Annotated in this window: 12 protein-coding genes and 1 pseudogene; 11 read left to right on the top strand and 2 right to left on the bottom strand. The window is 75.2% G+C overall.

Translation table 11 applies throughout. The features are described from left to right. The 6 genes from AB0B83_RS19295 to AB0B83_RS19320 form a co-directional block, all read left to right on the top strand. Positions 1-1,669 (top strand): primosome assembly protein PriA (locus AB0B83_RS19295; protein WP_357579336.1); only part of this gene is annotated, 1,669 nt, incomplete at its 5' end. A gap of 257 nt (positions 1,670-1,926) precedes the next feature. Then, positions 1,927-2,910: an AAA family ATPase gene (locus AB0B83_RS19300; protein ID WP_357579337.1), complete on the top strand. Its 984-nt coding sequence runs from the start codon at positions 1,927-1,929 to the stop codon at positions 2,908-2,910. Positions 2,911-3,056: 146 nt separating this feature from the next. Continuing rightward, the gene (gene def / locus AB0B83_RS19305; RefSeq protein WP_357579338.1) at positions 3,057-3,617 is read left to right on the top strand and encodes a peptide deformylase; all 561 of its coding nucleotides are present in this window, start codon (positions 3,057-3,059) and stop codon (positions 3,615-3,617) included. 4 nt (positions 3,618-3,621) lie between these two features. Next, positions 3,622-4,548, top strand: a complete 927-nt coding sequence (gene fmt, locus AB0B83_RS19310) for a methionyl-tRNA formyltransferase (protein ID WP_357579339.1) — start codon at positions 3,622-3,624, stop codon at positions 4,546-4,548. Beyond that, positions 4,545-6,149 (top strand): transcription antitermination factor NusB, encoded by a 1,605-nt coding sequence (locus tag AB0B83_RS19315; protein WP_357579340.1) that lies wholly within the window; start codon positions 4,545-4,547, stop codon positions 6,147-6,149. Before fmt ends, AB0B83_RS19315 begins: the two co-directional genes overlap by 4 nt. 163 nt (positions 6,150-6,312) lie before the next feature. Beyond that, positions 6,313-8,055, top strand: a complete 1,743-nt coding sequence (locus AB0B83_RS19320) for a M28 family peptidase (RefSeq protein WP_357579341.1) — start codon at positions 6,313-6,315, stop codon at positions 8,053-8,055. Positions 8,056-8,098: 43 nt separating this feature from the next. Here the strand turns inward: AB0B83_RS19320 and AB0B83_RS19325 are convergent, their stop codons facing one another. Continuing rightward, a complete protein-coding gene (locus AB0B83_RS19325; RefSeq protein ID WP_357579342.1) occupies positions 8,099-8,989 on the bottom strand; it encodes a septum formation family protein in 891 nt (296 codons plus the stop codon). Between the two features lie 109 nt (positions 8,990-9,098). After that, complete coding sequence (locus AB0B83_RS19330) at positions 9,099-9,986, bottom strand: septum formation family protein (protein WP_357579343.1); 888 nt, start codon at positions 9,984-9,986, stop codon at positions 9,099-9,101. A 247-nt stretch (positions 9,987-10,233) separates the two neighbouring features. Here AB0B83_RS19330 and rpe point away from each other — a divergent pair, with 247 nt between their 5' ends. The 5 genes and pseudogenes from rpe to AB0B83_RS19355 all read left to right on the top strand — a co-directional run. Next, entirely contained in the window at positions 10,234-10,914 is a 681-nt protein-coding gene (gene rpe, locus AB0B83_RS19335) for a ribulose-phosphate 3-epimerase (protein WP_357579344.1), read from the top strand. Position 10,915: 1 nt separating this feature from the next. Further along, positions 10,916-11,872, top strand: coding sequence for a response regulator (locus AB0B83_RS19340; RefSeq protein WP_121395205.1), 957 nt, complete (start codon positions 10,916-10,918; stop codon positions 11,870-11,872). A gap of 415 nt (positions 11,873-12,287) precedes the next feature. Continuing rightward, positions 12,288-13,349, top strand: a complete 1,062-nt coding sequence (gene ribD / locus AB0B83_RS19345; protein ID WP_357579345.1) for a bifunctional diaminohydroxyphosphoribosylaminopyrimidine deaminase/5-amino-6-(5-phosphoribosylamino)uracil reductase RibD — start codon at positions 12,288-12,290, stop codon at positions 13,347-13,349. A 1-nt stretch (position 13,350) separates the two neighbouring features. Beyond that, positions 13,351-14,031: a riboflavin synthase gene (locus tag AB0B83_RS19350; protein ID WP_357579346.1), complete on the top strand. Its 681-nt coding sequence runs from the start codon at positions 13,351-13,353 to the stop codon at positions 14,029-14,031. After that, positions 14,031-14,112 (top strand): annotated as a pseudogene (locus AB0B83_RS19355) (nicotinamide riboside transporter PnuC); the annotation flags it as partial. The gene AB0B83_RS19350 and the pseudogene AB0B83_RS19355, both read left to right, overlap by 1 nt.

Here is a 14,112-nt window from a genome sequence, read left to right on the forward strand (position 1 = left end):
CGCCGACGAGAGCCCCGCCGTCGCCGACGAGAGCCCCGCCGTCGCCGACGAGAGCCCCGCCGTCGCCGACGAGAGCCCCGCCGTCGCCGACGAGAACCCCGTCGCGCCGGCCGGGCCCGGTCCCGACGCCTGGCGGGACTACCCGACCGGGCCGGCCCTGCTCCGAGCCCTCGCCGACGGCCGGGCCGCCCGGGCCGTCTGGTCGGCGCTGCCGGGGGAGGACTGGCCCGCCCGGTACGCCGAGGCCGTCGCCGCCACCGTGGCCGGCGGCCGGGGCGCGGTGGTGGTCGTCGCCGACAACCGCGACCTGGACCGTCTCGACGCCGCCCTGCACGCCGCCCTGGGCCCGGGGCGGCACGTCTGCCTCTCCGCCGCGCTCGGTCCCGCCCGGCGCTACCGCGCGTTCCTCGCCGCCCGGCGCGGCGACGTGGCGGTGGTGGTCGGCACCAGGGCCGCGATGTTCGCCCCGGTCGCCCGGCTCGGGCTGGTGGCGATCTGGGACGACGGCGACGACCTGCACGCCGAGCCCCGGGCCCCCTATCCGCACGCCCGGGAGGTGCTGCTCACCCGCGCCCAGCTCGGCGACGCCGCGGCGCTGGTGGGCGGCTACACCCGCACCGCCGAGGCGCAGCTGCTGGTCGAGACCGGATGGGCCCGCGAGGTGGTGGCCGACCGGGCGACCCTCCGGGCCCGGATGCCGGCGATCGCGCCGACCGGCGACGACCCGCAGCTGGCCCGGGACCCCGGGGCGGCCACCGCCCGGCTGCCCAGCCTGGCCTGGACGACCGCCCGGGACTCGCTCCGGGCGGACCTACCGGTGCTGGTCCAGGTGCCCCGCCGCGGCTACCTGCCGTCGGTGGCCTGCGCCGAGTGCCGCACCCCGGCCCGGTGCCCGCACTGCGCCGGCCCGCTCGCGCTGCCCTCCGCCGAGGGCATCCCGGCCTGCCGCTGGTGCGGGCGGGTCGCCGCCGCGTACGCCTGCCCGGAGTGCGGCGGGCGGCGGCTGCGCGCCTCCGTCACCGGCGCCCGGCGCACCGCCGAGGAACTGGGCCGGGCCTTCCCCGGCGTGCCGGTGCGCACCTCCGGGCGGGAGGAGGTGCTGGCCACGGTCCCGGGCGGCGCCGGCCTGGTCATCGCCACCCCCGGCGCCGAGCCGGTCGCCGACGGCGGCTTCGGGGCGGTGCTGCTGCTCGACTCGTGGGCCCTGCTCACGCGGGCCGACCTGCGGGCGGGGGAGGAGGCGCTGCGCCGCTGGCTGGCGGCCGCCGCGCTGGCCCGTCCCGCCGCCGCCGGCGGCCGGGTGGTGGTGGTCGCCGACGGGGCCCTCGCCCCCGTACAGGCGCTGCTGCGCTGGGACGCCGGCTGGTTCGCCGCCCGGGAGCTGGCCGAACGGCGGGAGCTGGGCTTCCCGCCAGCGGTGCGGATGGCCAGCGTGACCGGCCTGCCGGCCGCCGTGGCCGATCTGCTGGCCGAGGCCCGGCTGCCGGCGGAGGCCGAGCTGCTCGGGCCGGTGCCGGCCGACGGGGAGCGCGAGCGGATGCTGGTCCGGGTCCCCCGGGCTCGGGCCGGCGCGCTGGCCGGCGCGCTGCACTCGGCGGCGGGGGTGCGCACCGCCCGCAAGGCCGCCGAGCCGGTCCGCCTCCAGGTCGACCCGCTGGCCCTCTTCTGACCGGTGGCCCGGCCGATCCGGCGCCGCACCCACCGCCCGACCTGGCCCGTCGTCGCACGCCGTGTCCGGCGGTGTGTCGACACGCGGGTGATAGCATCGCCCGTCATGCCCGGGCGTACGACGGCTCCAGGTCGCGGCGCGGCGCCACACCGCGCCGAGCCGGGGTCGTCGCAGGATCGCGCGACGATGGCGGGAGCGCGTCGGTTCGGCGCGGTGTCGATGATTCCAAACAGCCGGTGATCAGGGGTGGACCAGTCGTGACCGTTCGTCAGTCGATCGTCTTCAATGGTGACCTCGGCAGCGGCAAGAGCACCGTCTCCGTGGTGATCGCCGAGCGGCTCGGCCTGCGCCGGGTCAGCGTCGGTGACCTCTACCGCCAGATGGCGCAGGAGCGGCAGATGACCGCGCTCCAGCTCAACCTGCACGCGGAGCTGGACCAGGCCGTCGACGGCTACGTCGACCAGCTCCAGCGGGACATCGCCGCCTCGGGCGAGCGGCTCGTCATGGACTCGCGGCTGGCCTGGCACTTCTTCACCGACGCGCTCAAGGTGCACATGATCACCGAGCCGGGCGAGGCGGCCCGGCGGGTGCTCGCCCGCCCCTCCGGCCCGGCCGAGAGCTACGCCTCGATGGAGGAGGCCAAGGCCAAGCTGCTGGAGCGCAGCGAGAGCGAGCGCGGCCGGTTCATCGTCCGCTACGGGGTGGACAAGGCCCGGCTGCGCAACTACGACCTGATCTGCGACACCACCCGCGCCTCGGCCTCCGAGGTCATCGAGCACATCATCGACGCGTACGAGGGCCGGCTGTGCGCGGACGTGCTGCGCGACGCGCCGCCGCTGCTGCTGCTCGACCCGGCCCGCGTCTACCCGACCGAGGACATCGCCCACCTGCGCGACCTGTGGGACTCGGAGTTCGTCGGGGAGGTGGCCGCCGCCGGCGACGAGGCGCTGGAGCCCTTGCGGATCGGCTACACCGGCGAGTACTTCTTCGTCGTCGACGGGCACCGCCGCCTCAGCGCCGCCCTCCAGAACGGCTTCCGCCTGGTGCCGGCCCAGCTCGTCGCCGAGGTGGACGAGCCGGTGGTCGGCGGGATGAGCGCGGTGGACTACTTCGCCGCCCAGGCCCGGCCCGGTCTGATCCACGACTGGGAGGCCGCCCACTCCATCGAGCTGCCGTTGCCCGAGCACGCCCTGCTCCGCGGCGACGCGGTCCTGGCCGGCGAGCCGGGCACCGCCGTCTGAGCCGCTTCCTGCGCGGCCACGGGCGCCTCCCGGTGACCATCGACACGCGACGGGCCGCGCCGCTTCGCGGTACGCCGGCCGGGGCGGCCGACGGCACTCCGTAGACTGGTACGGCACCAGTCCGCCCGCCGAAGGAGCCATGCCGAGTGACCGTCCAGCCCATCCGTCTGTTCGGGGATCCGGTGCTGCGCACGCCGGCCGATCCGGTGGTCGACTTCGACGTCGAGCTGCGCAAGCTCGTCGCCGACCTGACCGACACGATGCGTGAGCAGAACGGCGCCGGCCTCGCCGCGCCGCAGCTCGGTGTGGGCCTGCGGGTGTTCACCTTCGACGTCGACGACGTGGTCGGCCACCTGGTCAACCCGGTGCTGGAGTTTCCCGACGCCGAGGAGCAGGAGGGCCCCGAGGGCTGCCTGTCCATCCCCGGCCTCTACTTCGACACCAAGCGCCGGCAGAACGTGATCGCCAAGGGCTTCAACGGCTACGGCGACCCGATGCAGATCGTCGGCACCGGTCTGATGGCCCGCTGCGTGCAGCACGAGACCGACCACCTCGACGGGGTGCTCTTCGTGGACCGGCTGGACCCGGCCGGGCGCAAGGAGGCGATGAAGGCGATCCGCCAGGCGGAGTGGTACGACCCGGCCATCCCGCCGACGGTCAAGCTCAATCCGCACGCCGCGGGCAGCCCCTTCGGTCTGGGTCGGTGAGCCCGTGCGCGTGATCTTCGCCGGCACGCCGGCCGTCGCCGTTCCCGCCCTGGCCGCCGTGGCCGCCTCCCGGCACGAGCTCGTCGCCGTGGTCACCCGGCCGGACGCCCCCGCCGGGCGCGGTCGCGGGCTGGCCCGCTCCCCGGTGGGGGCGTGGGCCGACGAGCACGGGATCGAGGTGCTCACCCCCGCCCGGCCGCGTGAGCCGGAGTTCCAGGACCGGCTGCGCGAGCTGGCCCCCGACTGCGTCCCCGTGGTCGCCTACGGCGCGCTGGTGCCGCCGGCCGCCCTGGAGATCCCCCGCCACGGCTGGATCAACCTGCACTTCTCGCTGCTGCCCGCCTGGCGCGGGGCCGCGCCCGTGCAGCACGCCGTGCTGCACGGCGACGAGCTGACCGGGGCGAGCGTGTTCCAGCTGGAAGAGGGGCTGGACACCGGTCCGGTCTACGGCACGCTGACCGACGAGATCCGTCCGGCCGACACGTCCGGCGACCTGCTGGAGCGGTTGGCCCACTCCGGCGCCGGCCTGCTGGTGGCCGTCCTCGACGCGATCGCCGACGGCACGGCCCGGGCCGAGCCGCAGCCCGCCGACGGGGTGTCGCTGGCGCCGAAGCTGACCGTGGAGGACGCCCGGGTGCGCTGGTCCGATCCCGCCTTCGCGGTGGACCGGCGGATCCGGGCCTGCACTCCGGCGCCCGGCCCGTGGACGACGTTCCGGGGCGAGCGCGTCAAGCTGGGCCCGGTCACCCCGGTGCCCGACGGTCCGGAGTTGAAGCCGGGCGAGCTGCTGGTGGAGAAGTCCCGGGTGCTGGCCGGCACGGCCACCACCCCGGTGCGGCTCGGCGAGGTCCGGGCGGCGGGCAAGCGGGCGATGCCGGCGACCGACTGGGCGCGGGGCGTCCGGGTCGCCGCGGGGGAGGAAGTCGCGTGACGGGCACTTCGGAACGGCCCTCGGGCGACCGCTTCTCCGGCGAACGGCGCGGCGAGCGCCCCGACGGTGAGCGCTCCGGCGGTCAACGGTTCGGCGGTGAGCGTTCCGGCGGTGAGCGTTTCGGTGGGCGCGAGCAGCGTCCCTCGGGCGGCCAGCGCGGCGAGCGGCCGGCGCGGGGCGGCCAGTGGGGTGCCCGGGCCGGCGGTGACCGCCGCGACGGCGGCCGGCGTCCCCCGGCCCGCCCGGCGGTGGACCTGCCCCGCCAGGTGGCCTACGAGGCGGTCGCGGCGGTGCACCGGGACGACGCGTACGCCAACCTGGTGCTGCCGTCGCTCCTGCGCGACGCGGGGCTGGTCGGCCGGGACGCCGCCTTCGCCACCGAGCTGACCTACGGCACGCTGCGCCACCTCGGCACCCTCGACGCGATCCTCGGCGACGCCGCCGGGCGGGACGTGCAGCGCATCGACCCGCCGGTGCGCGACGCGCTGCGGCTCGGGGCGTACCAGCTCCTGCACACGCGGGTGCCGGCGCACGCCGCCGTCTCCTCGACCGTCGACCTGGTCAAGTCGGTGGGTGTCGGCGCGACGGGCTTCGCCAACGCGGTACTGCGCGAGGTGGCCGGCCGCGACGCCGACGCCTGGGTGGCCAAGCTGGCCCCGTCGGCGGAGAGCGACCCGATCGGGCACCTGGCCTTGGCGTACAGCCATCCGCAGTGGATCGTGCGGGCCTTCGCCGAGGCGCTCGGCGGCGACCTGGGCGAGACCACCCGGCTGCTCATCGAGGACAACGAGCGCCCGCCGGTGCACCTGTGCGCCCGGCCCGGGCTGGCCGATCCGGCGGAGCTGGCCGACGAGGCCGGCGGCGCGCCGGGGGCCTTCTCCCCGTACGCGGTCTATCTCTCCGGTGGGGCGCCCGGCGACCTGCCGGCGCTCGCGCAGGGGCGTGCCCACGTGCAGGACGAGGGCTCCCAGCTGGTGGCCAACGCCCTGGCGGTGGCCCCGCTCGACGGCCCGGACGGGCGCTGGCTGGACCTGTGCGCCGGACCGGGCGGCAAGTCCGGCCTGCTCGGCGCCCTCGCCGCCCAGCGGGACGCGCGGCTGACCGCGGTCGAGGTCTCGGAGCACCGGGCCCGGCTGGTCGAGCAGGCCACCCGGGGCCTGCCCGTGAGCGTGCTGAACATCGACGGCCGCACCGTCGGCGCGGACCCGAAGCTGCCGGAGGCGCACTTCGACCGGGTGCTCGTCGACGCGCCCTGCACGGGGCTGGGGTCGCTGCGCCGCCGCCCGGAGTCGCGCTGGCGGCGCCAGCCCTCGGACCTGCCGCCACTGACCCGGTTGCAGCGTGAGCTGCTCGCCGCGGCGCTGCGCGCCGTCCGGCCGGGCGGGCTGGTCGCCTACGTGACGTGCTCCCCGCACACCGTGGAGACGCACGTGACGGTGACCGAGGCGGCCCGCCGCTCCGGCGTGCCTGTCGACTTCGTCGACGCCCGGCCGCTGCTGCCGGCGGGCATGCCCGGCCTCGGCGACGGGCCGACGGTGCAGCTGTGGCCGCACCGGCACGGCACCGACGCGATGTTCCTCGCGATGCTCCGCCGCACCTGAGCGGGGCGCACGGGACAAACCGGTCCGCCCCGCCCGGGGGCGGGCCGGCGACGCCCGGGGCCGTCGTGCGCACCGCGCCGGCGGCCGGGATCGCCGTCCCTCCACTGTCTCCCCAAAACGCGCTCCAAGGTGGCATCATGTCGTCACCTATCGAGGAGTGTCCATGAAACGAAGAGTCCTGACCGTCGGTGCCGCACTCGCCGTCTTCGCCGCCGCCGCGGTCGCACCGGCCGTCGGGCCGGCGTCGGCGGCCCCGTCCGTCGGTCTGCTCGCGCCCGCCGCGCAGGCCCTGGCGGCGCCGGACATCGCGGTGGCCAACGTCCAGGCCCACCTCACGCAGTTCCAGACCATCGCCACCCAGAACGGCGGCAACCGGCGGGCCGGGTCCGCCGGCTACACGGCCTCCGTCGCGTACGTCAAGACGAAGCTCCAGGCCGCCGGTTACACGGTCACCGAGCAGGTCTGCACCGACTGCACGTACCGGTCGAACAACCTGATCGCCGAGTGGCCGGGCGGCCCCGCCGACCAGGTCGTCATGTTCGGCTCGCACCTCGACGGCGTCTCCGCCGGCCCGGGCATCAACGACAACGCCACCGGCTCGTCGGCGCTGCTGGAGAACGCGCTGGTGCTGGCCCAGCAGAACCCGACGATGACCAAGCGGGTCCGGTTCGCCTGGTGGACCGACGAGGAGCAGGGCCTCAACGGCTCCGACTTCTACGTCCGCTCGCTGAGCGCCACCCAGCGGGGCTACATCAAGGGCTACTACAACTTCGACATGATCGGCTCCACCAACGGCGGCTACTTCATCAACCGGATCACCTCCGCCACCGCGGCCCCGCTGAAGGCGTACTGGGACTCGCTGAACATCCAGCCCGAGGAGAACGTCGAGGGCCAGGGCCGTTCCGACGACTACCCGTTCGCGCAGGCCGGCATCCAGACCTCCGGGTACGCCGCGGGGGCCAGCGCCCGGAAGACCTCGGCGCAGGCCACCAAGTGGGGCGGCACGTCCGGCTCGGCGTACGACCCCTGCTACCACCGGTCCTGCGACACCACCTCGAACGTCAGCGCCACGGTGCTCAACCGCAGCGCCGACGGGATCGCGTACGCCATCTGGCAGCTCGCCGTGGGCTCGGCGACCAACGACTTCTCCGTCGCGGTGAGCCCGACGTCGGGCTCGGTGCAGCGGGGCGCGTCGACCACGGCGACGGTCTCCACGGCCACCACCGCCGGCACGGCCCAGACGGTCGGCCTGTCGGCGACCGGCCTGCCGGCGGGCGTCACCGCCTCGTTCAGCCCGTCGTCGGTCACCTCCGGCGGCTCCGCCACCCTGACGCTCAGCGCGTCGGCCTCGGCGACGCTGGGCACCTACACCGTCACGGTCACCGGCGCGGGCTCCGGCGGCGTCTCGCGGTCGGCCAGCTACACCCTGACCGTCGGCGGCAGCGGCGGCTGCTCCGGTGGGCAGCTCATCGGCAACGGCGGGTTCGAGAGCGGGTCGTCGCCGTGGACGGCGTCGTCCGGCGTCATCACCAACGACACCCGCCAGCCGGCGCGGACGGGCTCGTACAAGGCGTGGATGCTGGGCTACGGCTCGACGCGGACGGAGACGCTGTCGCAGTCGGTGACGATCCCGGCGGGCTGCGCGAGCTACACGCTGTCGTTCTGGCTGCACATCGACACGGCGGAGACGACGACGAGCACCGCGTACGACCGGTTGGTGGTGCAGGTGGGCTCGACGACGCTGGCGACGTACTCGAACCTGAACGCGGCGGCGGGCTACACGCAGCGGTCGTTCAACGTGGCCGCGTACGCGGGCCAGACGGTGACGCTGAAGTTCACCGGCACGGAGGACGCCTCGTTGCAGACCAGCTTCGTCGTCGACGACGTGACGCTGCAGGCCAGCTGACACACCACAGGGTCGGGGCGGTCGGCCACGCCGACCGCCCCGCTCAGGTGACCGGCAGGCCCTTCGTGCCGGCGCCCTTCACCGACCGGGTCAGGTTGCGGTCGCTGACCCACAGGAAGCACTGCACGCCCCGGTTGCCGTTGCGCCACTCCCGCTCGAACGGGTGGTAGTAGATCGAGCCGGCCCGGTACTGCAGGTCGCCGTTGTCCGGCACCCTCGCGTACTTCGCGATCAGCGTCCGGCACGCCCGGTGCACCTTCCGGGTGTCCCGGCCGAAGTCGTCGTAGCTGGTGTCGGGGGCCTGCCACACCCCGACGAACTCGGCGCGGTGCTTGCTGGTGCAGGCGACCGGCACCATCTCCCGCACCTCGTCGGCCCGCGTCTTCGGGTTGAAGCAGCGGTGGGCGAGCGGGGCGGCGCCGGTCAGCGCGCCCTTCAGGCTGCCCGTGCGGGCCTTCGCGGCGGCCTCGTCGAGGCTGGTCTGCTCGCTCAGGTCGCAGCGGAACCAGCGGGCGCCGCCGCCCCACGCCTGCGGCGACGGCAGCACCACGCTCAGCCCGAGCCGGCCCGAGCGCCAGTCGCCGCCGACCACCTCGTTGACCTTCGCGTCGCACTCGGCGCGGGCGGCGCGCATGCCGGCCGAGCCGGCCGGCGGGGGCGTGACCCGGTCGGCTCCCGCCCCGGTCAGCGTGCCGACGTGCACGGTCTCCGTGCGGTGCGACACGGCGCAGTCGACGGGGTGGTAGGCGGTGAGGTAGCCGACGTCCTGCACGCCGGCGTGGCAGACCCCGGCGGCGGGCACGAACGCCTGCGGCGCGGCGGGCGCCGGCCAGTCGTCGGTCAGGTCACGGTCGGTGCCGGCCGGGGTGCCGCAACCGGCGAGCGCCAGGGCCGTCATCGCGCCCACCGTGGCCGCCGTCCACCACCGTCGCATCCCGACCTCCCGCCGTTCGTGGGCCGCACCCGGCGGCGGCCAGCGCGGCGGTCCCGCCGGCGCGGAGGCGGCCGGACACGCCACGGTGCGGCAGCATACGGCACCCCGCTCAGCTCGCGGGCAACCCTTGCGGGCCGGCGCCCCGCATGGAGCGGGTCAGCTTCCGGTCGTCGCTCCACAGGAAACACCGCACGCCCCGGTCGCCCTCCTGCCACTCCCGCTGCGACGGGGGATAGAAGATCGAGCCCGCGCGGTACGGCAGATCGCTGTTGACGGGCACCTCGGCGAAGGCGGCGATGAGCGCCATGCAGCGGGTGTGCGCCTGCCGGTGGGACCGGCCGAACTCGGCCCAGGTCATGTCCCGCTCCAGGTAGACGCCGACGAACTCGGCGCGGTGCGGCTCGGTGCACAGCACCGGGGCCATGTAGTTCAGGTTGTCGCCGATCAGCTTGGGGTCGAAGCAGCGGTGCAGCAGCGGGGAGTCGCCGATCATCGCACCGCGCAGGCTGCCCGTGCGGTTCACCGGCCGGGTGTTGTCGATGCTGCCGGTCTCGCTCAGGTCGCAGCGGAACCAGCGGGCGCCCGCGCGCCACGCGGGGGCGGAGGGCAGGGCGATGGTGAGGGTGACGCGGGCGGCGTGCCAGTCGCCGCCGAGCACCTCGCGGGCGCGCTGGTCGCACTCGGCGCGGGCGGGCCGCAGGGCCGCGGATCCCGGTTCGGGCCGGTCGCCGTCGGCGGCCGGCCCGGCGAACCTGCCCACGTGCACGGTCTCGGCCAGGTGGTTGCGGGAGCAGTCCACCGCCTCGTAGGTGCGGGCCTGCACGACGGCGGTGATCCGGGGCAGGCAGGCGTCGGTGGCCGGCACGAACAGCTGCGGCGCCCGCAGCGCCGGCCAGTCGTCGGTGAGGTCGCCGTCGGAGCCGCCCGGTCGTACGCAGCCGGACAGCAGGACCGTCAGCGTGCCGGCCAGCGCCAGCGCCGCGAGCCACCGTCGCATCGTCCGCCCTTTCCGGGAGCTGACGCGTCGACCGCCGCCGGGGCACCGCGCGGGCGTGCGGCTCACGTCACCGTCCCTGATGGAGTCTCGCCGCGTTTCCGTCGTCCGGCCAGTCACGGATGGCCCTTCGTCCGGTTTCGCCGAGCCGGGAGGACCAATTCTGCACCACTGGTCACCGTCGGGTCACCGGGTGTCCCGTTGGTGGCGCGCTGCGGGCGGCCGTCGGCCACGTTCGTACACTGGCCCGGTGACCGTACCGCCGCCGATCGTCGCGCCCAGCATCCTCGCCGCCGATTTCGCCCGCCTCGCCGAGGAGGTCCGCGCCGTCGAGAACGCCGCGGACTGGCTGCACGTGGATGTCATGGACAACCACTTCGTGCCCAACCTGACCATCGGGCTGCCCGTGGTGCAGAGCCTGCGGGCCGCCACCGAGCTGCCCTTCGACGTGCACCTGATGATCGAGGACCCGCGCCGCTGGGCGCCCGGCTACGCCGACGCCGGGGCGTACAACGTCACCTTCCACGCCGAGGCGTGCGACGACCCGGTGGCCCTGGCCAAGGACCTGCGCTCGGCGGGGGCCAAGGCGGGGCTGGCGATCGACCGGGACACCCCGATCGAGCCGTACCTGGAGCTGCTGCCGAGCTTCGACACGCTGCTGATCATGACCATCAAGGCCGGCTTCGGCGGGCAGCGGTTCATCCCGCAGCTGCTGGACAAGGTGCGCGCGGCCCGCCGGCACGTCGACGCCGGCCACCTCGAACTGCGCATCGAGGTCGACGGTGGCATCGCCGCCGACACCATCGCCCAGGCGGCCGAGGCGGGGGCCGACGCGTTCGTCGCCGGCACCGCCGTCTACGGCGCCGACGACCCCGCCGAGGCCATCCGGAAGCTGCGGGCACTCGCGGAACACGCCGCCCCCGGAGCCTGACGTGGAACCGGCCGGCGACCGTCCGGACGTCATCCTCGTCGTCGACGACGACGAGGACATCGCGCGTTTCGTCGCGTTCAACCTCCGGCTGCACGGCTTCGAGGTGATCCACGCCAGCGACGGGCAGGAGGCGCTCGAGGTGATCGAGCGCCAGCGACCCGACCTGGCGGTGGTCGACCTGATGATGCCGCGCATCGACGGGTTGGAACTGACCCGGCGGCTGCGCGCCGACCCGATGACCTCCGCCCTGCCGGTGATCATGCTGACCGCCAAGGGCATGACGGTGGACAAGGTGCACGGGCTCAGCGCCGGTGCCGACGACTACCTGGTCAAGCCCTTCGACACCGCCGAACTCGTCGCCCGGGTCAGCTCCACGCTGCGCCGCAACAAGGAGTTCCGCGAGGTCTCGCCGCTGACCGGGCTGCCCGGCAACAGCCGGATCCGCCGGGAGATCTCCGACCGCGTCCGCAGCGGGGTCGACTACGCCGTCGGCTACATCGACATCGACCGGTTCAAGAGCGTCAACGACCGGTACGGCTTCGTCCGCGGCGACGACTTCATCTCGGCCCTGGCCCGCAGCCTGCACCGGGCGGTGGTCTCGGTCGGGCTGCCACCGGCCTTCCTGGGGCACGTCGGCGGGGACGACTTCGTCATCGTCTGCGCCCCGGAGCAGGTCCGGCCGCTCACCTCCCGGGTCTCCGCCGACTTCGAGAAGGCCGCCGACTCGCTCTACGACCCGGTCGACGCCGCGCGCGGCTACGTGGAGCTGAAGGACCGCCGGGGCAACATCCGGCGGGCCGCCCTGGTCACCCTGTCGATCGGCGTCTCCCTCTCCGACTCCGGCAAGCGGTTCACCGACCCGCTGGAGGCGATCGCGGTCGCGTCGGAGATGAAGACGGTGGCCAAGAGCCAACCCGGCTCGTACGTGGCGGTGGACCGCCGGCGCGGGGTTACCTGATTCGTGCGCTGTTGCTGTGAAGTACCACGCCCGGGTGGCGCGACCCCCCGTCCGGCGTGTAACACTTCCCGTGTACCCACCACGCGCTGGCGGGACTCGGTGTAATTCCGAACCGGCGGTGATCCACGGTGTGACCGTGGTAAGCCCGCGACCCGGTCGGCCTCGTGCCGCCCGGTGGACCTGGTGAGAATCCGGGGCCGACGGTTGGGAGCGGGAAACCCCGCCCCCAGACAGTCCGGATGGGAGACAGCGCGCGGGACGGATGGGCCCTGCCCGGCCGCTGAGTTCAGCGTGCCGTGCGCGCCCCCCGGGGCGGCCCCGCCGTACCCGGATCTCCGCCGCCGCACGCTCGCGGCCCCATGCCGTTGCCTCCCCTGCCCGCCCGCGCGTCGACCGGCGAGTGAGAGGGCAGGGCATGGCCGGCGTCTCCGTCGATGAGGCGATGCGTCGCGCGGTGGAACTCGCCGCGCGCGGTCTCGGCACGACCAGCCCCAACCCGGTGGTCGGCTGCGTGCTGCTCGACGCCGACGGGCAGGTGGTCGGCGAGGGGTTCCACGCCTACGCCGGCGGGCCGCACGCCGAGATCGTCGCGCTCGCCCAGGCGGGGGAGCGGGCCCGCGGTGGCACCGCCGTGGTCACCCTGGAACCCTGCGACCACACCGGTCGCACCGGCCCCTGCAGCACCGCGCTGGTGCGCGCCGGCGTCGCCCGCGTCGTCATCGCCGTGCCCGACCCCAACCCGCTCGCCACCGGGGGCGCCGCCACGCTGCGCGCCGCCGGGATCCAGGTCGACACGGGGGTACGCGCGTGCGAGGCGGAGGCCGGCAACGTCGCCTGGCTCACCTCGATGCGCCGGGGCTGGCCGTACGTGATCTGGAAGTTCGCCGCGACGGTGGACGGCCGGTCGGCGGCGGCCGACGGCACCAGCATGTGGATCACCTCCGAGGCCGCCCGGATGGACGTGCACGCGCTGCGCGGCACCGTCGACGCGGTCCTCGCCGGGGTCGGCACGGTGCTCGCCGACGACCCCCGGCTCACCGCCCGCAACCTGCGCGACGGCACGCTCGCCATCCGGCAGCCGCTGCGGGTCGTGGTGGACACCGAGGGCCGTACGCCGGCCGACGCCCGCGTCCGCGACGGCGCGGCGCGCACGTGGATCGCCACCGCGGCGGAGGTCGGCACCGGGCCCGACGGCCGGGTCGACCTGCCGGCGCTGCTCGCCGCGCTGCACGGGCGGGGGATCCGCGCCGCGCTGCTGGAGGGCGGCCCGAAGCTGGCCGGCGCCTTCCTGGCCGCCGGCCTGGTCGACAAGATCGTCGGCTACGTCGCGCCCCGGCTGCTCGGCGCCGGACCGACCGCCCTGGTCGACGCCGGGGTGAACACCATCGCCGAGGCCATCGACCTGGAGTTCGTCGACGTCACGCAGGTCGGACCCGACCTGCGGATCACCGCGCTGCCCCGGAAGAGGGAGGGCTGACATGTTCACCGGCATCGTCGAGGAGTTGGGTGAGGTCGTCCGGTTCACGGAGACGGCGGGTGACTCGGCGCTGGTCGCGGTCCGCGGCCCGCTGGTCACCTCGGACGCCCGGCACGGCGACTCGATCGCGGTCAACGGCGTCTGCCTGACCGTGGTCGACGTCTCCGACGGGACCTTCACCGCGGACGTGATGGGGGAGACGCTGCGCCGCTCCGCGCTGGGCGCGCTGCGGGCCGGCGACCCGGTCAACCTGGAGCGGGCCGCCGCGCTGGGCAGCCGCCTCGGTGGGCACCTCGTGCAGGGGCACGTCGACGGCGTCGGCGAGGTGATCGCCCGCGAGCCGGCCGCGCAGTGGGAGACGGTCCGGTTCCGGCTGCCCGCCGCCCTGGCCCGCTACGTGGTGGAGAAGGGCTCGATCACGGTCGACGGCGTCTCGCTGACCGTCGCCGGCATCGGCCCGGACTGGTTCGCGGTCGGCCTGATCCCGACCACGCTGAAGCTGACCACCCTCGGCGCCCGGGGCGTCGGCGACCCGGTCAACCTCGAGGTGGACGTGCTCGCCAAGTACGTCGAGCGGCTGCTCGGCGCCCGGCTGGACGGTCCCGCCGTTCCCGACGTCGGCCCGCCCGGGCTGCCGGTCGCGGGTCTGCCGGGCGCCGCCGCGACGGGCGGAGCGGCCTGATGGGCCCGCTCGGGTGGCTGCTCCACGCGCAGGTCGACATCGCCGGGTCGCCGGTGCTGGTCCGGGAGATCGTCGGCAACG

It is taken from the genome of Micromonospora sp. NPDC049060 (genome assembly GCF_040649055.1).
Taxonomy (GTDB): Bacteria; Actinomycetota; Actinomycetes; order Mycobacteriales; family Micromonosporaceae; genus Micromonospora; species Micromonospora reichwaldensis.

Coding starts and splice junctions, on each gene's coding strand:
- AB0B83_RS19320 (WP_357579341.1), top strand. CDS start 6,313: ATGAAACGAAGAGTCCTGACCGTCGGTGCCGCACTCGCCGTCTTCGCC.
- AB0B83_RS19325 (WP_357579342.1), bottom strand. CDS start 8,989: ATGCGACGGTGGTGGACGGCGGCCACGGTGGGCGCGATGACGGCCCTG.
- ribD (WP_357579345.1), top strand. CDS start 12,288: ATGGCCGGCGTCTCCGTCGATGAGGCGATGCGTCGCGCGGTGGAACTC.
- AB0B83_RS19350 (WP_357579346.1), top strand. CDS start 13,351: ATGTTCACCGGCATCGTCGAGGAGTTGGGTGAGGTCGTCCGGTTCACG.
- AB0B83_RS19330 (WP_357579343.1), bottom strand. CDS start 9,986: ATGCGACGGTGGCTCGCGGCGCTGGCGCTGGCCGGCACGCTGACGGTC.